The organism is Bradyrhizobium arachidis, assembly GCF_024758505.1.
Classification (GTDB): Bacteria; Pseudomonadota; Alphaproteobacteria; order Rhizobiales; family Xanthobacteraceae; genus Bradyrhizobium; species Bradyrhizobium manausense_C.
Map to the genome: position 1 here is coordinate 6114807 of NZ_CP077970.1, position 18544 is coordinate 6133350.

The following is an 18544-nucleotide window of genomic DNA, read 5'->3' on the forward strand; positions in this document are numbered from 1 at the left end:
CGGCATCAAGAACGTGGATGCCCGGGACAAGCCCGGGCATGACGAGTCTGAGGCGCCGCCCTCGCCTACCAGCTCCAGCTGATCTCGCCGATGCGCGGCGGGTCGGCGCCCGGACGGGTGCAGGTCAGGCCGGCGCAGTTGGCGGCAAAGGACAGCGCGCGGCGAAGCTCGTCGGCGCTGATATCCCGAAGCCGCATTCGCTGCAGCCGTCCCTGCTTATGCAGCGCGAACAACAGCGCGGCCTGAAAGCTGTCGCCGGCGCCGATCGTATCCACCACCGTCACCTTGGGCGCGGCGACCTCGATCTGTCCCGCGGTAGCGTGCCAGGCGATGGCACCGTCGATTCCACGGGTGATGACGACGAGGCTCGCGCCTTGCGCCAGCAGCGCCTGTGCCCGCGCGGCATAGGGCTCATTGCCGTAGAGATAGGTGAAATCGACGTCGGACATGCGGACGATGTCGGCATTGGCTGCGAACTCACCCATGCGCGCAAGATAGGCCGGCTTGTCATTGACCAGATTGGGACGGCAGTTCGGATCGAAGGAGATCGTCGCCGACACCCTGGCATCCGCGATCAACGCCTGCGTTTCGGCCGCTCCTTGGTCGTTCACTAGCGTGGTCGATCCAATGTGCATGGCCTCGACCGCCGCAAACGGTATAGAGCCGCGCCGGTAGGTCCAATTCCGCGTCGCGGTTCCGGCGTCGTAGAAAGCGTAGTGCGACTCGCCGCCGACGATCCGCACGAAGGCCAGCGTCGTCTGATGGTCGGTGCGGGTCGCAAAGCCGAGGGCGACGTTGGAAGCCGCGGCGTGAGCCGCGATCATCTGTCCGAACATGTCGTTGGAGATGCCGCCGACGAAGCCAGCCGGCGCGCCCAGGCGCGCCATACCGATTGCGACGTTGATGCAGGAGCCGCCGACCGCGGGCATCACGGCCTCGCGATTGTCAGCGGTCCGCGTGGGTACGAAATCAATCAGCGCATCGCCACAACTGATGAGCATCGCCCCGCCCCCTACATCGCCAACTCGAAGCCACGCATCGCCGCGCGGCTGCCGCGATCGACATCGCGCAGGAGCTTATAGACGTCCCGCTTGCGGCGATGGAAGTCCGCCATGCCTTCCGCGGTCGGCTCGCTCAACCTCCCAAGCGCCGACATCTTTGCCATGGTCTCGCCGATCGAGGCAAAGGCGCCGCCAGCGACCGCGCCGAGCATGGCGGCACCGAGCAACACGGGCTCCTTCGTCTGCGGCAGCGCCACTGTGAGGCCAGTCGTATCAGCCATGATCTGCCGCACCAGCGGGCTGCGGCTGGCACCGCCGCCCATGATCATGATGCGGCTCGTGACGCCATGCGCCGCAAAAGCCTCGATCACCTCTGCGAGGCCATAAGCCAGACCGCACAGCCCCGCCACGAACAGCCGCTCCATCGAGGCGATATCGGTGTCGAGATCCAGCCCCGCGACCACCGCGCGCGTGTCGGGGTCGGCGTAGGGCGAGCGATTACCGATGAACTCCGGCAGCACGTGGATGTCGCGTGCGAGCAGCGCCGCCTTGCTGGCACTGCCGGCGCGCGCAATGATGCGCTTCTCCAGGAAGTCGATGAGATCGAGGCCGTCCTTGCGCGCGGCCGCGCTGGCCTCGGTGTGTCCGGGATGCGACTTCAGGAGATGATCGATCGCAGCACCCGCAGCCGACTGCCCGCCCTCGTTCAGCCAGAAGTCCGGCACCATGCCGGAGTAATAGGGACCCCAGACGCCGGGCACGAAGCATGGCTCGCGGGTCGTCGCCATGATGCAGGCGGACGTCCCCATAATGTAGGCGAGGCGATCGCAGACATCGGCAGTGCCATCAGAGCCGTCGCGTCCGCCGATCGCACCGACCCCGCCGGCATGGGCGTCAATCAGGGACGCGCCGACGGGTATGCCGGGAATCAAACCCAGATCGGCCGCGGCCGCGCGTGTCAGGCCGGCGCCAAGCCGCGTGCCGGGCGGAACGATCTCGGTGCCGATGCGCGCATATTTCTCCCCGACGAACTCCGACAGGCCTATGCGCTGGAAAAACGGCGCACTCCAGCCGCCGGCATTATCCTGGGAGTTATGGGCCTGATAGTTCCACTTGCAGGTCACCGTGCAGGTCGAGCGCTGCAGCGAGCCGGTGGCGCGCCAGGTCAAATAGTCCGCAAGGTCGAAGAAGTGGCCGGCCGCATCAAAGCTCGCGCGCAGATGCCGCTTCAGCCACAGCAGCTTCGGCATCTCCATCTCGGGCGAGATCGAGCCGCCGACATAGCGCAGCACGTTGTCCTGCGTCTCGTTGATCAGCCGTGCTTCCGCCGTGGCGCGATGGTCCATCCAGACGATGACGTTGCGCTGCCGGTCGCCGGAAACGCTGACGGTGACGGGTTCGCCATCCCTGTCGAGCACCACCAGCGAACACGTCGCATCGAACCCGATGCCCTTGACCGCTTCGGACGCGATGGCCGCCTCGGCCATCGCCGCACGCACCGACTTGGCGCAAGCGTCCCAGATGTCGGAGGAGGACTGCTCGACGATATCGCCGGCCTCGTGCCAGGTCCTGATCGGATGCCGCGCGGTTGCGAGAAGATTTCCGGCCTCATCGAACACCCCTGCCCGCGTGCTGGATGTTCCCACGTCGACGCCGATATACGCCTGCGGCATTGTCGCTCCCGTCAGTTCTGACGCAAGCCTACCAGCAAGTGTAACCGCCATCCACAAGCACGATGCTTCCCGTCATCAGGCTAGCGGCCTCCGAGCTCAGGAACAGCACGACCGAGGCGATCTCCTCCACCTGCCCCATCCGCGCCATCGGGGTTCCACCGATCCAGGCGTCGTACATCTTTGGATTGCTCTTCACGAAAGCGTTGAGCGGAGTCTCGATATAGGTCGGCGCCACCGCGTTGACGCGCACACCGCGCGCGCCCCATTCGGCCGCCAGCGATTTGGTCAGATGGTGCACGGCGGCCTTGGAGGCGTTGTAGAAGCATTGCTCCTGCGGCTTGTTGACGATGAAGCCGGACATCGAGCCGACATTGACGATGGTTCCCGTCTTCGCCCGCAGCATGTGCTTGCCGAATTCGCGGCAGCACCAGAAGGTGCCGTTGAGATTGACGTCGATGACGTTGAGCCAGTGCTCGTCGGTCACGGTCTCGGCCGGCGTTTCGCTGCGCGCAATGCCGGCATTGTTGACGAGAATGTCGACCTTGCCGAAGCGCGAGACGAGGTCGTTGGCGACTTCAGACACCCGCTTGGTGTCGGTGACGTCCATGACGACGGTCTCGGCGTCAAAACCCTTGGCCTTGAGGCTGGCACGCGCGCTGTCCGCGACCTTGCCGTCACGGTCGGCGATGATGACCTTCGCGCCGGCCTCGGCCAGCGCCTCGGCGCAGGCTAGGCCAATGCCCTGCCCGCCGCCGGTGATGATCGCAGTCTTCCCGGTCAGCTTGAATTTTTCCAGGTACATGGTGCTTTTCCTGTTCTTGTTTGCCCCAGTGTTTCAGGCCCGGATCGCGTTGCCGCTTCCGTCGAAGCGATGGACGCGGTTTGGCTCCGGCGTCAGCGACACGCGGTCGCCGGCGCTCAGGCTCAATTCGCCGATGTAGCGCACGGTCAGCATGCCGAGCGGGCCGGCATCGACGTAGAGAAACGTGTCGCTGCCGAGATGCTCGGCGACCGAGATCGTTCCCGACCAGCCGCCGGCGCCGCCGCGCTCGATCTTCAGATGTTCGGGCCGCACGCCGATCGTGACCGCGCCCTGCTGTGCTGCCTGCTCGCCGGTGACGAAGTTCATTTTTGGTGAGCCGATGAAGCCGGCGACGAAGAGGTTGTTGGGCCGCTCGTAAAGCTCCAGCGGCGAGCCATATTGCTCGATCTTGCCGCCGTTGAGCACGACGATCTTGTCCGCCATGGTCATGGCCTCAACCTGATCGTGGGTCACGTAGATCGCGGTGGTGCCGAGCTGCTTTTGCAGCCGCGTCACCTCCAGCCGCATCTGAACACGCAGCGCGGCATCGAGGTTGGACAAGGGCTCATCGAACAGGAACGCTTTGGGCTCGCGGACGATGGCGCGTCCGATCGCGACGCGCTGGCGCTGGCCGCCGGAGAGCTCGCGCGGCTTGCGGTCCAGATAGGGCGTCAGGTTCAGCGTTGCAGCCGCGGCCTCGACTTTGCGGTTGATCTCGTCCTTGGCGAGGCCGGCCATCTTCAGGCCAAAGCCGATATTGCCGCGCACGCTCATATGCGGATAGAGCGCGTAGGATTGGAACACCATCGACAGCCCGCGCTTGGCCGGCGGCACGGCGACGACATTCTTGCCGTCGATCAGGATTCGTCCATCCGTGACGTCTTCGAGCCCGGCGATGAGCCGCAGCAGCGTGGTCTTGCCGCAGCCTGATGGTCCCACGAACACCACGAAGGAGCCGTCCGCGATGTCAAGGTCGGCACCCTTGATGATGTGGACTGGCCCGAAGGCTTTTTGTACGCCCTGAAGTGTGATCTGACCCATGACAGCGCCTTTTGTTACTTGACCGCGCCAAAGGTGAGCCCGCGGACGAGCTGCTTCTGGCTGAACCAACCGAGGACGAGAATGGGCGCGATGGCGAGCGTCGAGGCCGCCGACAGCTTTGCCCAGAACAGGCCTTCAGGACTCGAATATGAGGCGATGAACGTGGTGAGCGGCGCTGCGTGCAGCGTCGACAGATTGAGCGTCCAGAATGCCTCGTTCCAGGCCAGGATCAGGTTCAAGAGCATCGTCGAGGCGAGTCCCGGGATCGCCATCGGCGTCAGCACATAGACGAGCTCGCGGCCGATCGTAGCGCCGTCCATGCGCGCGGCTTCCAGGATGTCGCGCGGGATCTCCTTGAAATAGGTGAACAGCATCCAGATCACGATCGGCAAATTGCCGAGGCAGAGGATGAAGACGAGACCGATGCGGGAATCGAGCAGGCCGAAGGTCTTGTAGATCAGGTAGATCGGCACCAGCACGCCGACCGGCGGCATCATCTTGGTCGAGAGCATCCAGAGCAGAATGTCCTTGGTTCGCTTGGTCGGCGAGAACGCCATCGACCACGCCGCGGGGATCGCGATCAACAGTGCGATGAGCGTCGAGCCGCCGGCGATGATGATCGAGTTCATCGCGTGGTGCAGATAGTCGCTGCGCTCCTGCACGGTCGCGTAGTTTTCCAAGGTCCAGTGGAAGAACAGGAAGGACGGCGGAATGGCGAAGGCCTCGAGCTCGGTCTTGAAGCTCGCCAGGATCATCCAGAGGATCGGGAAGAAGATGAGAAAGCCAGCCAGCCAGGCTCCGGCCGTCGATACCGCCACCCGCCGTGTCGTTGCCATCCGCGCCATTTTTCAAGCCTCCAGGTTGCGGCCGACGATGCGGACGAGGAAGAAGGCGACGATGTTGGCGATTACCACCGCGACCAGCCCGCCCGCCGATGCGCTGCCCACGTCGAACTGGATCAGCGCCTGCGAATAGATCAGGAAGGCGATGTTGGTGGTCTGCAGCCCCGGGCCGCCGCCGGTGGTGACGAAGATCTCCGCGAACACCGTCAGCAGGAAGATCGTCTCGATCAGGATCACGACCGTGATGGGGCGCGCCAGATGCGGCAGCGTGATGTAGATGAAGGTGGAGAGCCCGCTGGCGCCGTCCATCTCGGCTGCCTCCTTTTGCTCCTCGTCGAGCGATTGCAGCGCGGTCAGAAGGATCAGGGTCGCGAAGGGCAGCCATTGCCAGGCCACGATCAGGATGATCGCGAACATTGGCACGTCGTTGAACCAGTCGATCGGAGTCAGCCCGAACAGCTTGGTAAGCCAGGCGAACAGGCCGGACACCGGGTGCATCAAGAGGTTCTTCCAGACCAGCGCGCTCACCGTCGGCATCACGAAGAACGGCGCGATCACCATTAGACGCACGATATTGCGGCCGACCACGGGCTGGTCGAGCAGCAGCGCCAGGGGAATGCCGAGCAAGATGGTCAACGCCAGCACCGAGCCGACCAGCACCAGCGTGTTTTGGAGCGAGGCGAGGAACGCCGGATCGGTGAGGAAGTAGCGAAAATTCTCAAGGCCGACGAACTGCTCGGAACCCGGATCGAGCAGGCTGTAGTGCAGCGTCGAGAAGTAGAGCGTCAGCGCGAGCGGGACGATCATCCAGATGAAGAGCAGCGCGACGGCCGGGGTCAGAAGCGACCGCGCAAGGGTTTGCGTCTGCTGGGTGGCCATCCCTCACTCTCCATCGGTGGGAAAGAGGCGGCCATCCAGTTCGTTGGATGGCCGCGAGTTGGGCTCTCAGGAGGCTGAGGGCATCACTTGATGTAGCCGGCGCGCTTCATCTCGCGCTCGGTGGCGGATTGCGCCGCCGTCAATGCAGCGTCCACGGTCATCGAGCCGGCAAGGGCTGCGGAAAATTGCTGCCCCACCTGGGTGCCGATGCCCTGGAATTCAGGGATCGCCGCATATTGCACGCCGACGTAAGGCACCGGCTTCACGGTCGGCTTGTTGGGATCGGCCGCGTCGATCGAGGCCAGCGTCGGCTTGGCGAAGGGCGCGACCTTCAGATAGTCGGGGTTCTCGTAGAGCGAGGTCCGCGTGCCCGGCGGCACGTTGGCCCAGCCCTCCTTCGAGGCAACGAGCTTTGTGTAGTCCTTGCTGGTTGCCCAGGCGATGAACTTCTCAGCCGCCTCGGTCTTCTTGGAGCCGGCGGGGATCGCCAGACTCCAGGCCCACAGCCAGTTCGCGTTCTTGCCGAGCCCGGTGTTCGGCGCGAGCGCAAAACCGACCTTGTCGGCCACCTTGGACTCCTTCGGGTTGGTGACGAAGGACGCTGCGACCGTGGCATCGATCCACATGCCGCACTTACCCGCGTTGAACAACGCGAGGTTCTCGTTGAAGCCGTTCGAGCTCGCGCCTGGGGGGCCGGCTTCCTTCATCAGGTTGACATAGGTCGTGAGTGTCGTCTTCCACTCCGGCGAGTTGAATTGCGGCTGCCACTTCTCGTCGAACCAGCGCGCGCCGTAGGAATTGGACATCGCGGTCAGGAACGCCATGTTCTCGCCCCAGCCGGCTTTGCCGCGCAGGCAGATGCCGTAGATGCCGCCGGCCTTGTCGGTGAGTTTCTTGGCGGCATCAATCACGAAGTCCCAGGTCGGCTTCTCCGGCATCTTCAAGCCGGCCTTCTCGAACAGGTCGGTGCGATACATCACCATCGAGCTCTCGCCGTAGAACGGCGCCGCATAGAGCTTTCCGTCGACGGAGACCGCGTCGCGGATCTTCGGCAGGAGGTCGGCGACGTCGTAATCGGCGCCGAGATTGGCGAGCGGCACCAGCCAGCCCTTCTTGGCCCAGATCGGCACTTCGTAGGTACCGATGGTGAGCACGTCGAACTGGCCGCCTTTGGTGGCGATGTCGGTGGTGACGCGCTGGCGCAGCACGTTCTCCTCCAGCGTCACCCACTTCACGGTGATATCGGGATTCTTGGCCGTGAACTCACTCGTCAGCCCCTGCATGCGGATCATGTCACCGTTGTTGACGGTGGCGATCGTCAGGGTCGTCTCGGCCATCGAAGGAACGGAAAGCAGAAGCGCAGACGCGCCGCAGACGGCGCCTAGGACTTTTTTCACGGTGACCTCCCTACATTCGCGTTTTGAGCATATGCCCACGCGTTGAGCGTATGTTCATATCAAGGGAGGCCGATTGTCAAGCAGGCGCGCGCACCTTCCCGCTGTTTGAGCTTCGGGTGGGACGGTCGACGCGCCTAGAGCCCTGGGTGCAAAAGCTGATACTTTGTTGCAGTCGCGCTGCAGAGAGATGTGCTGCGGTGCAAGAGAACGAAGCTGTCGGCCTGCCGCTGCGGCGCCGGATCAGCGCTCCAAAATCGCGCGCGCGGTCGCTTCGTCGGTGATCAAGCCGTTGATCAGCCGCCCGTTTAGCGCAGCGGCGATCGCCGTCACCTTGGCCGGTCCGAGTGCGGCGCCGATCGTCGTCGTTTTCGCCGGCACTTCCGGCGGAATGCTGGTCAGACGCTTGTTGGTGCCGCCCTTGAGCAGACGGCCCTTGGCGTCATAGGCCCAGCCGGTGATCTCGCCGATGGCGCCGAGACGCATCATCTCGAACAGCTCGTCGCGGGTGACGAAACCGTCGACATGCACCTGCGCCTTCTGGTCCATCTGGCCGATGCCGACGAGGCGGAGATCGGCCTTGGCCGCAACCGCCTTCACCTTCGCGATCGGCTCGATGCGGACCATCTTGTTGCGCTCGTCCTCCGACGACATCAGGAACGGCAGCGGCATCGGATAGTGCCGCGCGCCGGTGCGGTCGGCGAGCCGCCCCACCGTGTCGAAGAAGCTCGCCGAGCCGTCGGCGGAGATGTTGCCGACCAGCGAGACGATCTGGTGATTCGGCCGCTCGATCGTCGTCACGCGCTCGACCGCGGCGCGCACTGCCCGCCCCGTGCCGAGCGCGACGATGACGGGCGTTTCCGAGCGCAGCGTCGTATCGAGCAAATTGGCGCAGCGCTCGGCGATTCCGGCGATCGCCTGCGGCGCGCCTGGATCCGTCGGCACCACCTCGCAATGCCGAAGCTCAAAGCGCTCCTTGAGGCGTGCGGCCAGTTCCATGCAGGCGGCAATGGGGTGTTCGAGCCGAAAGGTGATGAGACGCTCGGCCAAACACAATGACACCAGGCGCTGCGCAGATGCACGCGAGACCTGGAGCATCTTTGCGATCTCGTCCTGGGTATGGCCGGCAATGAAATAGAGCCAGCCGGCGCGCGCGGCGTCGTCGAGCCTCGACTTTTCGTTCTCGATCACTGCCATGGCTGGCGTCAGCCGTCCTTCCAAAAATCCGTCATGCGCGCGAAGACCCGATCGGCTCCGGCAGCCGACAATATAGCGCGGCCGTCACGCGCAAGGTAATGGCTGCCGCCGACAAATCCCCACACCGTCATGCCGGCGGCCTTGGCCGCCTGCACCCCGCTGACGCTGTCCTCGATCACCAGCGTCCGCTCAGGCGGCGTGCCCATCTTCTCGGCGGCGTGGAGGAAGAGGTCCGGCGCCGGCTTGCCGTGCTTGACCATCTGCGCCGTGTACAACCGGTCGCCGAAATACGGCGCAAGGCCGGTCACCTTCAGGGACAGCGAGACACGGTCGATGTCGCTCGACGAGGCCACGCAGAACGGCGCCGGCAGACTGGAGACCACGTCGCCGATATCCGGGATCGGCTTCAGCGAGCCCTCGAACGTCGTGAGCACGCGCGATTTCAACTGCGGCCAGAAGGCGTCAGGCACGGTACGTCCAAGCTTGCCATAGTGCTGCGCGATCGCGGCGGTGCTGCGACCCAAAAACAGTTCGAGCGCCTGCTCTGGCGTGAGATCGAAGCCGAACTCGGACAAGGTGTCCGACAGGCACCGGCAGCTCAACAGTTCGCTATCCACGAGCACGCCGTCGCAGTCGAAGATGATGAGGTCGGGTTTTGGCTGGCCGGTGCCCATCCGGACATTCGATCATATACCCATCCGATGGGCAATAGCTCACGACCGGAACCCATTCGCCGAGCGCGTGCGTCAATGCGCCACTTGCCGGTAGATCGCCGGGAGCGCCGCGGGCAACCGGCGGATGTTGCCGACGATGGCGTAGCCGCCGCGCCCGAACAGGGTCGGGAAATAGGATTGCGCCGTCGCATCGACGGTGACGCCGAACACGGCGATGCCGAGCCGCCGCGCCTCCTGCACAGATTTGCTTGTGTCTTCGACCGCAAAACGTCCTTCGTAATGATCGACGTCATTCGGCTTGCCGTCGGTGAGAACGAGCAGCAGCTTCTTGCGCTGCGGCTGGCGGGCGAGCTCGGCGGCGGCGTGGCGCACCGCCGCGCCGATGCGGGTGTAATAGCCGGGCCTCAGCGCGCCGATGCGGCGTTCGACCGTCGCGCTCATCGCCTCGCCGAACGCCTTGACCGTCTCGAGCCGCACCCAGGAGCGGCGGCGCGAGGTGAAGGTCACGATACTGTGGTGATCGCCGCAGGCTGCGAGCCCATTGGCCAGCACCAGCAGCGCCTCCTTCTCGACGTCGAGCACGCGGTAGCCGTCGACCCAGGCGTCGGTCGAGAGCGAGACGTCGACCAGGAGCGTGACGGCGAGGTCGTGGCCTTGAGGCCGCATCGCCACATGGACGCGATCCGAACCATAACCGCCAGCGCGCAGATCGCAGCGCGCACGCACCAGCGCGTCGAGATCGAGATCGTGGCCGTCGGCCTGCGCGCGCATCAATTCGTGCCGCGGCCGCAGCACCTCGAAGTGCCGCCGCACCTGGCGGATGTGGCGCCGCGTGGCCTCGTCCGGCGTCCAGCTCTCGCCGGTCTCGGACGCTTCGCTCGCCAGCACGCGACAATGATCGGGCAGATAGCAGCCGCTGCGATAGTCCCACTCGGGATAGGTGAGGCCGGCGTCGAGCCGTGACGCCTCGATCGCCTCCGGCGGCAGGTCGAGATCGAATTTGAGTTTTGTCGCAGGCCTGCCTTTCCGCTGGCCGATCGCAATCTCTTCGAGATCGTCGGCCGCCTTCCGCGCGTCCTCATCCTCGGTATCGTCGGAGGGACGATCGACGTTGACCATCTCGGCCATGGCCAAGATCTTTTCGAAGCGGTTGAGCACGAAGGGATCTCTGCGGCTGGCGTCATCGCTGCGCTCGCGGACCGCAAAACGCTTGCGCTCGTCCGAGGCCGCCGACCCGGCATCCTGCGCCGCCTCGTCGTCGTTTGCATGCGTCCGGGAGAGATCGCGTATCCAGCAATCGCCCCACAGCGGACACGGCAGGATGGAGCGATATCCCGGCGGCGCCTTTGCCGGCAGCGGCCCCGTCCCCATCATCGCCGGCCACAACTGGCTGCCTAACTGACTCTTGGGCGCCCGCCCCGCGCCGAGCAAGGCGAGAACGACCTGCTCGACCTCCTGTTCGACGCGCGGCAGCGGCCGGCGCGGCCGGGCTTCGGCGGTTGCGGCGGCAAGCTGCGCATAGTCCCTGGCGAGACCCGGAAATTGCATGAGCACCCAGACCGCGGTCTCGCTCGCCCGGCGCAACATCAGAAGGTCGCGCCGCAGCGGGTCGGTCTCCGCGATCGCCTCAACCGGCGCGCTCGCGAACCACGCCGCGAGCCAGCGATAGAGTGCCGCATTCAGCGCGCGGTCGGGAAAGATCGCGATGCTATCAGGCAGAAACACGGTTGCGGCGTCCCGGCCTGGCTGCTCGAGGCGCTCGTCGCCGAGCCCGATGCGCTGTCGCCATCCGAGCCGATGCCCGGATCGGCGAGCGCTGACGCTCGCGATCTGGACGCCCGCCTCGCCGCCGAGGGCGCGGAACATCACGGCGATCCGGGCCCGGATCTCGGCGAGCGTCACCGCGTGATCGGCATGAACCGGATAGCTCGCGGTGCCCCCGACCAGCCGATGCCAGGTGCGTCCGACGGTCTCCTCCAGCTCGAGGAAGTCGAGCATGACAGCCCTCACCCGATCACGGCGCGCGCAACTTCGAGCAGGGCCGCCTTGACGTCCGCATCATCGGTCAGCGGCTCGATCATGGCCGCAAGAACGGCGTCGGCAATCGAGGCGCCGGCCGCGATCAGCGTCGCACAGTAAACCAGGAGCCGCGTCGAGACGCCCTCCTCCAGATCGTGGCCCTTGAGACTCCGCAGGCGGCCGCCGAGCTGCACCAGCGGCCGCACGCGATCGGGGGCAAGCCCACTCTCGGCGGCAACCACGGCGACTTCCTGCTCGGGCGGCAGGAAGCCGAACTCGATGGCCACGAAGCGCTGCCGCGTCGAAGGTTTCAACGCCTTCAGCAGGGTCTGGTAGCCGGGATTATACGACACCACCAGCATGAAGCCCGCGGGCGCAGCGAGCTCCTCGCCGGTGCGTTCCAGCGGCAGGATGCGGCGATCGTCGGTGAGCGGATGCAGCACCACCGTGACGTCCTTGCGCGCTTCCACCACCTCGTCGAGATAGCAGATGCCGCCCTCCCGCACCGCCCGTGTCAGCGGACCGTCGGCCCATACCGTGTCGCCGCCCCTCAGCAAATAGCGGCCGGTGAGATCGGCCGCGGTGAGATCGTCGTGACAGGCGACGGTGTGCAGCGGCAGTGCCAGCCGCGCCGCCATGTGGGCGACGAAGCGCGTCTTGCCGCAGCCCGTCGGCCCCTTGAGCAGGACCGGCAGGCGCCGCCGCCAGGCGTGCTCGAACAGCGCACATTCGTTGCCGCTTGGGACATAGGCCGGAAGTTCCGGCGCGGCGGGTGCGATGGCGTGAAGCGCGGATTTCATTGCTATCTCTCCGTGACGTTGCAGCGAGCGGCGGCCGCAGATGCTGCGGCCGCCGCTTCACTTCTCATTCGGCAGGCTGAAGCGCGGCGGGAATGGCGGCCTGCCTCTCGCGTCCGGGCACCAGCACCGCGTAGGCGAACATCAGGGCCGAGATCACCACGAACACGCCCGAGCCGAGCCGGACCCAGTAGAACATGGCGAGCTGGTCCTGCACGTCCATGTAGCCCTGGCCGAGCACACGCTGGAGATGAACCTGGACCACGCCGGCAAAGGTCAGCGCAAAGGTCATCACCATCATGGCCGTGCACATGATCCAGAAGCTTGCCATGCTGAGCCACTGGTTGTAGGGCGCGCGCTGCTTGAGCTCAGGCACCGCATAAGCCATCACCGCGAGGTTCAACATCACATAGGCGCCGAAGAAGGCGAGATGGCCATGTGCTGCGGTGACCTGCGTGCCGTGGGTGTAGTAGTTCACCGAGGACAGCGTGTGCAGGAAGCCCCACACGCCCGCGCCGAGGAACGCCATCACCGAGCAGCCGACCGACCACAACAGGGCTGCGCGGTTCGGATGCTTGCGTCCGGCCTTCCAGGTCATCTGCACCGTGAAGATCACCATGGTGAAGAAGGGCGCGACCTCGAGGGTGGAGAACAGCGAGCCGATCCACTGCCAGTAGCCGGGCGCGCCGATCCAGTAGAAGTGGTGGCCGGTGCCGAGAATCCCCGAGAACAGCGCGAGGCCGATGATGACGTAGAGCCATTTCTCGACCACCTCGCGGTCGATGCCGTTGAGCTTGATCATCAGGAAGGCGAGCACGGAGGCCATGATCAGCTCCCAGACGCCCTCGACCCAGAGATGCACCACGTACCACCAGTACATCTTGTCCACCGCGAGGTTGGCCGGGTTGTAGAAGGCGAACAGGAAGAAGATCGCAACGCCCCACAGGCCGAACAGAAGGATGTTGGTGACCGTGGTCTTGCGGCCCTTCAGCGCGGTCATCGTCACGTTGAACAGGAACATCAGGCAGACGACGACGATGCCGACCTTGATGATGAAGGGCTGCTCGAGGAATTCGCGGCCCTCGTGATAGTGGAAGAGATAGCCCACCACGGCCGCACCCGCCGCGCCAAAAAACATCCAGAACTGGACTTTTGCGAGCAGCGGGCTGAACAGCTCGGTCTCGGTCTCTTCCGGCAGAAGATAGTAGGTCGCGCCCATGAAGCCGATCAGCGACCACACGATCAGCGCGTTGGTGTGGATCATCCTGACGATGTTGAACGGCAGAATGACGGACAGCGTGTTGGGAAGAACGTAGATGGTCCCGGCAACGAGGCCGAACGTGACCTGGGCCAGGAACAGCGTCAGCGCGCCGTAGAAATACAGCATCGCGACTTTCTGGGTCTGATATTTCATCGAGAGGCTCTCTGTCTTGAGGGATTGTGCTCGCGGTCAGCCCGCCTTGTTCGGCGGCCATTCCTGGCGCTTGATGGTGCTCACCCATTGCAGGAAGTCGGCGAGATCGTTGAGTTCCTGGTCGTTGAGGTTGAACTGCGGCATCTGCCGGCGGCCGGGCGCGCCGGATGGCTGCGCCTGCATCCAGGCTTTCAGCGTCTCGCGGGCCCCCGCCGGATCCTCGTTGCCGCCCCAGCGATCCCAGACGTTGCCGACTTCAGGCGCGAAATAGGCGCCCTCGCCCAGCAGTGTGTGGCAGTTGATGCAGGAGTGCTTTTCCCAGACGTGCTTGCCTCGCGCGACGGACGACGTCAGCGTGGTCGTATCCGTCGAACTCGTCGTCATGTAGTAGTGGCTGTGCGCCGTCAGCCCGATGAAGATGGCGAAGAAAAAGGCCGACCCGCCGTAGAAGACGTTTCGAGCCGCCGACTTGGTCAGGCGTTCAGCCATTGCCAATCCTTTCCGTGTGATGCTGGTCGCGAAGTGCGGTCAGGCTGTTTTTACCGCGCTTCGCCAGGCGGCTATTTGTGCGCGCGCAATCAGCGCGACGATGGTCCGGCGTCGATCAGATCAGGGCGATCGCAGCCGAGGCGAGCCAGGCGACCAGCACGACGACAAGGACCCACGCGCTCACCAATCCGCGCCAGGGCGCGGGCGCGGCACGCAAATCGAGGTAGTCGAGCACGATTTTGCGGCCCTTGACGGCGGCGAAGGCCAACAGCACTCCGTTGGCAAGCAGCGCGCGCGGCAGAAGCGGGGGAAACACGACGGTTGCGACCGCGAGGCCGATCAGCAGCAGCCATGTCGCATCGAGACGCGCCATCACCGCACCAGGTAAAGAATCGGAAACATGACGATCCAGACCAGATCGACCATGTGCCAGAACGCGGTTCCCGTTTCGACGCCAATCGCTTCGGCACGCCTGATGACCACGGCCAGAATGATGATGCCGAGACAGACGTGCAGAAGGTGAAAGCCGGTCAAAAGGAAGTACAGGGTGAAGAACGGGCTGGTCTCCAGCCCGATCCCCTGGCCGATTTCTCCGGCATATTCGAAAAGCTTGATCGCCACGAACGCGGCGCCCAGCACCATAGCGCCACAGAGCCAGCGGCGCGAGACCGGCCGTTCGCCGGCACGCGCAGCGCGCGTGCCGCGGGCAGCAAGCCAGCCGCTGGTCACCAGGACGACGGTGTTGATCCCAGCAAGATGGGAATCGAGCGCGGCCTGCCCCGACGCAAACATCACGGGATGAATCGCGCGGGCGATGGAGAACGCGCCGAGGCAGAGACCGAACACGGCGAGCTCACTGAAGATGAGCACCCAGATCATGGGATCACCGGGCAGGTCTTCCAAAATGCCCCAGCCGGTCTCCTGCCGGTCGTAGTCGGTCGCCGCCATCTGGTCTCCGTTTCAAGACGTCGGCCGACTGCTATCCCCCTTGCCGAGATCCGGCTTTGTCGCCGGACAAACACGGACGAATCGATGACTTAGGTTTGTGCCCGCGCAATGTCGGCCGAGGTCGTCAGCGCTACACATGGCAATCGAAGTTCCCTGGACCGGCGAACCACACCATGAGCGATGCGCAAATCGGCCTGATGACCGCAACCCCCATCATCATCCTGTTCGCTGCGGCGCTCAGGAGGATGGGCGTGCTGTCGACGACGGCGACCGTTTCCGCAGTCAGCCTCTCCGTCGCGATTGCGATGGTGCTGTTCACGACGCACTAGCGAATGACGACGGAATCGTAGGGTGGGTTAGCCTTGCGACTGCGCGAAGCGCAGTTCGCTGGGCGTAACCCACCACTTCTGCCGATGCGGAAACCGAAGAGGTGGGTTACGCCGGGCGGATTGCGCTTCGCGCAACCGCGGGGCTAATCCACCCTACGGCACCGTCGATGGGGCTACCTTCTCTGGTTATACACGTCGATGCAGACGGCACCGAGCAGCACCAGCCCCTTGATCACCTGCTGGTAGTCTATGCCGATGCCAAGGATCGACATGCCGTTGTTCATCACACCCATGATCATGGCGCCGACCACGGCGCCGCCGACGCGCCCGACACCGCCATAGGCCGAGGCGCCGCCGATGAAGCAGGCCGCGATGACGTCGAGCTCGAAGCCGAGGCCCGCCTTCGGCGTCGCTGTGTTGAGGCGCGCGGCGAAAACGAGGCCGGCAAGCGCCGCCAGCACGCCCATGTTGACGAAGGTGAGGAAGGTCAGCCGCTCCGTCTTGATGCCGGACAGCTTTGCCGCCTTGGCGTTGCCGCCGACCGCATAGATCTGCCGTCCGACGACGGTCCGCCGCGTGACGAAGCCATAGAGCGCGATCAGCGCGGTCATGATGACGAGCACGTTCGGCAGGCCGCGATGCGAGGCGATCAGATAGGTGAAGTAGAGCACGGCGCAGGCGAGCAGCACGCTCTTGCCCAAGAAGAACGCGTAGGGCTCGGCCTCGATGCCGTGCGCCAGCTCGCGCGAGCGGCTCTTGGCGCTGGCATAGACCATCCCTAGCGCCAGCACCGCGCCAATCACCATGGAGGTCGGATGCAGCGTGCCGGCCTCAGGCAGGAACTCCGGAATGAAGCCCGACGACAGCTTTTGGAAGGTCGCCGGAAACGGCCCGAGCGACTGTCCCTGCAGCACCGCCAGCGCAAGTCCCTTGAACACGAGCATGCCGGCCAGCGTCACGATGAACGAGGGGATGCCGAAATAGGCCACCCAATAGCCCTGTGCCGCGCCGATGGCGGCGCCAAGCACGAGGCAGGCAAGGAAGGCGACCGTGTAGTCGACCTTGTACGTCACCATCAGAAGCGCCGCGACCGCGCCGACAAAGCCGGCGACCGAGCCGACCGACAGGTCGATATGACCGGTAACGATCACCAGCAGCATGCCGAGCGCCATGATGACGATATAGCTGTTCTGCAGCACCAGGTTCGTCAGATTGAGCGGCTGCAGCAGCGTGCCGTTGGTGACGACCTGGAAGAACAGCATGATCGCGATCAGCGACAGCAGCATGCCGTAATTGCGCAAATTGTTCTTGATGAAGCCCGTATGCCGGCGCTCCTCGGGCAGCGAAACCGTCTTGTCGGTCATGGCTGCGATCCTCCCATCTCCGCGGCCTCAGGCACGCCGTTCGTAAAATTTCTGTCGTTGCGCATGATGGCGCGCATGATCTTCTCCTGCGTCGCTTCGCTACCCTTGAACTCGCCGACAAAGGCACCGTCGTTCATCACGCAGATGCGGTCGCAGATGCCAAGCAGCTCCGGCATCTCCGACGAGATCACCACGACACCCCGGCCGGCCTCGGCCAGTTCGTTGATGATACAGTAAATCTCGTATTTCGCACCGACGTCGATGCCCCGCGTCGGCTCGTCCAGGATCAGGACCTTTGGATCGGTCATCAGCCATTTCGACAGCACCACCTTCTGCTGGTTGCCGCCGGAGAGCTGGCCGGTCTCCTGATAGACGTCGGAGCAGCGGATCCGCATCCGGTTCCGGTAATCGCTTGCCACCTTCAGCTCGGCGATGTCGTCGATCACCATGCGCGGTGCGACCTGGTCGAGGCTCGACAGCGTGATGTTCTTGCGGACGTCGTCGGCTAGGATCAGCCCAAGTTGTTTGCGATCCTCGGTCACGTAAGCGAGGCCCGCGTCGATCGCCGCGGCGACGTTGGGCAGGTGCACCTCATGCCCTTCCAGCCTGATCCGACCGCTGATGTTGTATCCCCAGGACTGCCCGAACAGGCTCATGGCGAATTCGGTGCGGCCGGCGCCCATCAACCCGGCAATGCCGACCACTTCGCCGCGTCGCACATTGAAGCTGACATTCTTGATGACCTGCCGCTCAGGGTGGATCGGGTGAAAGACCGACCAATTCTCGACCGCGAGGACCGGCTCGCTGACCTTGGCACTGCGCTCCGGAAAGCGATGGGCGAGATCGCGGTTGACCATGCTGCGGATGATGCGGTCTTCCTGCACGGGCTCGGACCGGCAATCGATACCGTCAACGGTGCGGCCGTCGCGCAGCACGGTGATGTGATCGGCGACGCGGGCGACCTCGTTCAACTTGTGGGATATCAGGATCGAGCCGATACCCTGCTCCCGGAATGCCATCAGGCGCTCGAGCAGCGCTGCGCTGTCGGCTTCGTTCAGGCTGGCGGTGGGCTCGTCCAGGATCAGCATCCGCACCCGCTTGGACAGCGCCTTCGCAATCTCGACCAGTTGCTGCTTGCCGACGCCGAGATCGGTGATCAGCGTGTCCGGCGACTCCCTCAGACCCACCTGGGCCAGAAGCTCCCGCGTGCGCCGGTAGACCTCGTCACGGTCGATGACACCGAGCTGCGACGGCGGATGCGAGAGGAAAATATTCTCCGCGATCGACATCAGCGGGATCAGCGCCAGCTCCTGGTGGATGATGATGATGCCGAGCGCCTCGGAATCGTTGATGTCGCGGAAGTGCCGCTCCTCGCCCTCAAAGACGATCGTTCCCTCGTAGCTGCCGTGCGGATAGACCCCGCTCAACACCTTCATCAGGGTGGATTTTCCGGCGCCGTTCTCGCCTACGAGGGCGTGGATCTGGCCGGCCTGAACGGAGAAATTGACGTCGCGCAACGCCTGCACACCTGCAAAGCTCTTGCTGACGCCGCGCATCTCCAGCATTGCGGTCATCGTGGTTGTCCCGTCTGTTAACTCACCTCGCCCCGCTCTTGTCCGCTGAAGCTTCAGCGAGGCGGATGCGGGGAGAGGTAATCGCGAAGCGATCGGGTGAGGAGGAG

18 protein-coding genes are annotated in these 18544 nt (G+C 64.5%); 1 reads left to right on the top strand and 17 read right to left on the bottom strand.

The genetic code is table 11. The annotated features are described in order from the left end of the window. Positions 1-65: 65 nt before the first annotated feature. From KUF59_RS28305 to KUF59_RS28375, 15 genes are all read right to left on the bottom strand, one after another. Positions 66-1001: a carbohydrate kinase family protein gene (locus KUF59_RS28305; protein ID WP_212455480.1), complete on the bottom strand. Its 936-nt coding sequence runs from the start codon at positions 999-1001 to the stop codon at positions 66-68. Between the two features lie 11 nt (positions 1002-1012). Then, entirely contained in the window at positions 1013-2674 is a 1662-nt protein-coding gene (locus KUF59_RS28310) for an FGGY-family carbohydrate kinase (RefSeq protein WP_258767256.1), read from the bottom strand. Between the two features lie 28 nt (positions 2675-2702). Next, positions 2703-3476, bottom strand: coding sequence for an SDR family NAD(P)-dependent oxidoreductase (locus KUF59_RS28315; protein WP_212455482.1), 774 nt, complete (start codon positions 3474-3476; stop codon positions 2703-2705). A 33-nt stretch (positions 3477-3509) separates the two neighbouring features. Continuing rightward, positions 3510-4517, bottom strand: coding sequence for an ABC transporter ATP-binding protein (locus KUF59_RS28320; RefSeq protein ID WP_212455483.1), 1008 nt, complete (start codon positions 4515-4517; stop codon positions 3510-3512). A gap of 14 nt (positions 4518-4531) precedes the next feature. Further along, a complete protein-coding gene (locus KUF59_RS28325) occupies positions 4532-5362 on the bottom strand; it encodes a carbohydrate ABC transporter permease (protein WP_212455484.1) in 831 nt (276 codons plus the stop codon). Between the two features lie 3 nt (positions 5363-5365). Then, a complete protein-coding gene (locus KUF59_RS28330; RefSeq protein ID WP_212455485.1) occupies positions 5366-6238 on the bottom strand; it encodes a carbohydrate ABC transporter permease in 873 nt (290 codons plus the stop codon). 83 nt (positions 6239-6321) lie between these two features. Further along, a complete protein-coding gene (locus KUF59_RS28335) occupies positions 6322-7575 on the bottom strand; it encodes an ABC transporter substrate-binding protein (RefSeq protein ID WP_249140012.1) in 1254 nt (417 codons plus the stop codon). A 300-nt stretch (positions 7576-7875) separates the two neighbouring features. After that, entirely contained in the window at positions 7876-8829 is a 954-nt protein-coding gene (locus KUF59_RS28340; RefSeq protein WP_212455487.1) for a sugar-binding transcriptional regulator, read from the bottom strand. Between the two features lie 8 nt (positions 8830-8837). After that, the gene (locus KUF59_RS28345; protein ID WP_212455488.1) at positions 8838-9503 is read right to left on the bottom strand and encodes an HAD family hydrolase; all 666 of its coding nucleotides are present in this window, start codon (positions 9501-9503) and stop codon (positions 8838-8840) included. 72 nt (positions 9504-9575) lie between these two features. Continuing rightward, entirely contained in the window at positions 9576-11501 is a 1926-nt protein-coding gene (locus tag KUF59_RS28350; RefSeq protein ID WP_212455489.1) for a nitric oxide reductase activation protein NorD, read from the bottom strand. A gap of 8 nt (positions 11502-11509) precedes the next feature. Further along, a complete protein-coding gene (locus KUF59_RS28355; RefSeq protein ID WP_212455490.1) occupies positions 11510-12322 on the bottom strand; it encodes a CbbQ/NirQ/NorQ/GpvN family protein in 813 nt (270 codons plus the stop codon). 64 nt (positions 12323-12386) lie between these two features. Next, positions 12387-13733, bottom strand: a complete 1347-nt coding sequence (locus tag KUF59_RS28360) for a cbb3-type cytochrome c oxidase subunit I (RefSeq protein ID WP_212455491.1) — start codon at positions 13731-13733, stop codon at positions 12387-12389. A gap of 36 nt (positions 13734-13769) precedes the next feature. Continuing rightward, positions 13770-14222: a c-type cytochrome gene (locus KUF59_RS28365; protein ID WP_212455492.1), complete on the bottom strand. Its 453-nt coding sequence runs from the start codon at positions 14220-14222 to the stop codon at positions 13770-13772. Between the two features lie 115 nt (positions 14223-14337). After that, positions 14338-14595 carry a cytochrome C oxidase subunit IV family protein gene (locus KUF59_RS28370; RefSeq protein ID WP_249139971.1) on the bottom strand — a complete coding sequence of 86 codons (258 nt, stop codon included), beginning with the start codon at positions 14593-14595 and terminating at the stop codon, positions 14338-14340. Beyond that, on the bottom strand, positions 14595-15170 hold the full coding sequence (locus tag KUF59_RS28375) for a cytochrome c oxidase subunit 3 family protein (RefSeq protein ID WP_212455494.1): 576 nt from the start codon (positions 15168-15170) through the stop codon (positions 14595-14597). The genes KUF59_RS28370 and KUF59_RS28375 overlap by 1 nt, the downstream gene beginning before the upstream one ends. Before the next feature lie 173 nt (positions 15171-15343). Between KUF59_RS28375 and KUF59_RS28380 the strand changes: the two genes are divergently transcribed. Continuing rightward, positions 15344-15499, top strand: coding sequence for a hypothetical protein (locus KUF59_RS28380; RefSeq protein WP_212455495.1), 156 nt, complete (start codon positions 15344-15346; stop codon positions 15497-15499). A 173-nt stretch (positions 15500-15672) separates the two neighbouring features. Here the strand turns inward: KUF59_RS28380 and mmsB are convergent, their stop codons facing one another. After that, the gene (mmsB, locus tag KUF59_RS28385; RefSeq protein WP_212455496.1) at positions 15673-16863 is read right to left on the bottom strand and encodes a multiple monosaccharide ABC transporter permease; all 1191 of its coding nucleotides are present in this window, start codon (positions 16861-16863) and stop codon (positions 15673-15675) included. After that, a complete protein-coding gene (gene mmsA, locus KUF59_RS28390) occupies positions 16860-18437 on the bottom strand; it encodes a multiple monosaccharide ABC transporter ATP-binding protein (RefSeq protein ID WP_212455497.1) in 1578 nt (525 codons plus the stop codon). Before mmsA ends, mmsB begins: the two co-directional genes overlap by 4 nt. Between the last annotated feature and the right edge of the window lie 107 nt (positions 18438-18544).

What these genes read in the sequence shown, in the direction of transcription:
- KUF59_RS28340 (WP_212455487.1), bottom strand. Translation starts at nt 8,829, where the DNA reads ATGGCAGTGATCGAGAACGAAAAGTCGAGGCTCGACGACGCCGCGCGC.
- KUF59_RS28305 (WP_212455480.1), bottom strand. Translation starts at nt 1,001, where the DNA reads ATGCTCATCAGTTGTGGCGATGCGCTGATTGATTTCGTACCCACGCGG.
- KUF59_RS28375 (WP_212455494.1), bottom strand. Translation starts at nt 15,170, where the DNA reads ATGGCGGCGACCGACTACGACCGGCAGGAGACCGGCTGGGGCATTTTG.
- KUF59_RS28345 (WP_212455488.1), bottom strand. Translation starts at nt 9,503, where the DNA reads ATGGGCACCGGCCAGCCAAAACCCGACCTCATCATCTTCGACTGCGAC.
- mmsB (WP_212455496.1), bottom strand. Translation starts at nt 16,863, where the DNA reads ATGACCGACAAGACGGTTTCGCTGCCCGAGGAGCGCCGGCATACGGGC.
- KUF59_RS28365 (WP_212455492.1), bottom strand. Translation starts at nt 14,222, where the DNA reads ATGGCTGAACGCCTGACCAAGTCGGCGGCTCGAAACGTCTTCTACGGC.
- KUF59_RS28325 (WP_212455484.1), bottom strand. Translation starts at nt 5,362, where the DNA reads ATGGCGCGGATGGCAACGACACGGCGGGTGGCGGTATCGACGGCCGGA.
- KUF59_RS28335 (WP_249140012.1), bottom strand. Translation starts at nt 7,575, where the DNA reads ATGGCCGAGACGACCCTGACGATCGCCACCGTCAACAACGGTGACATG.
- KUF59_RS28310 (WP_258767256.1), bottom strand. Translation starts at nt 2,674, where the DNA reads ATGCCGCAGGCGTATATCGGCGTCGACGTGGGAACATCCAGCACGCGG.
- KUF59_RS28370 (WP_249139971.1), bottom strand. Translation starts at nt 14,595, where the DNA reads ATGGCGCGTCTCGATGCGACATGGCTGCTGCTGATCGGCCTCGCGGTC.
- KUF59_RS28380 (WP_212455495.1), top strand. Translation starts at nt 15,344, where the DNA reads ATGAGCGATGCGCAAATCGGCCTGATGACCGCAACCCCCATCATCATC.
- KUF59_RS28315 (WP_212455482.1), bottom strand. Translation starts at nt 3,476, where the DNA reads ATGTACCTGGAAAAATTCAAGCTGACCGGGAAGACTGCGATCATCACC.
- KUF59_RS28330 (WP_212455485.1), bottom strand. Translation starts at nt 6,238, where the DNA reads ATGGCCACCCAGCAGACGCAAACCCTTGCGCGGTCGCTTCTGACCCCG.
- mmsA (WP_212455497.1), bottom strand. Translation starts at nt 18,437, where the DNA reads ATGACCGCAATGCTGGAGATGCGCGGCGTCAGCAAGAGCTTTGCAGGT.
- KUF59_RS28360 (WP_212455491.1), bottom strand. Translation starts at nt 13,733, where the DNA reads ATGAAATATCAGACCCAGAAAGTCGCGATGCTGTATTTCTACGGCGCG.
- KUF59_RS28320 (WP_212455483.1), bottom strand. Translation starts at nt 4,517, where the DNA reads ATGGGTCAGATCACACTTCAGGGCGTACAAAAAGCCTTCGGGCCAGTC.
- KUF59_RS28350 (WP_212455489.1), bottom strand. Translation starts at nt 11,501, where the DNA reads ATGCTCGACTTCCTCGAGCTGGAGGAGACCGTCGGACGCACCTGGCAT.
- KUF59_RS28355 (WP_212455490.1), bottom strand. Translation starts at nt 12,322, where the DNA reads ATGAAATCCGCGCTTCACGCCATCGCACCCGCCGCGCCGGAACTTCCG.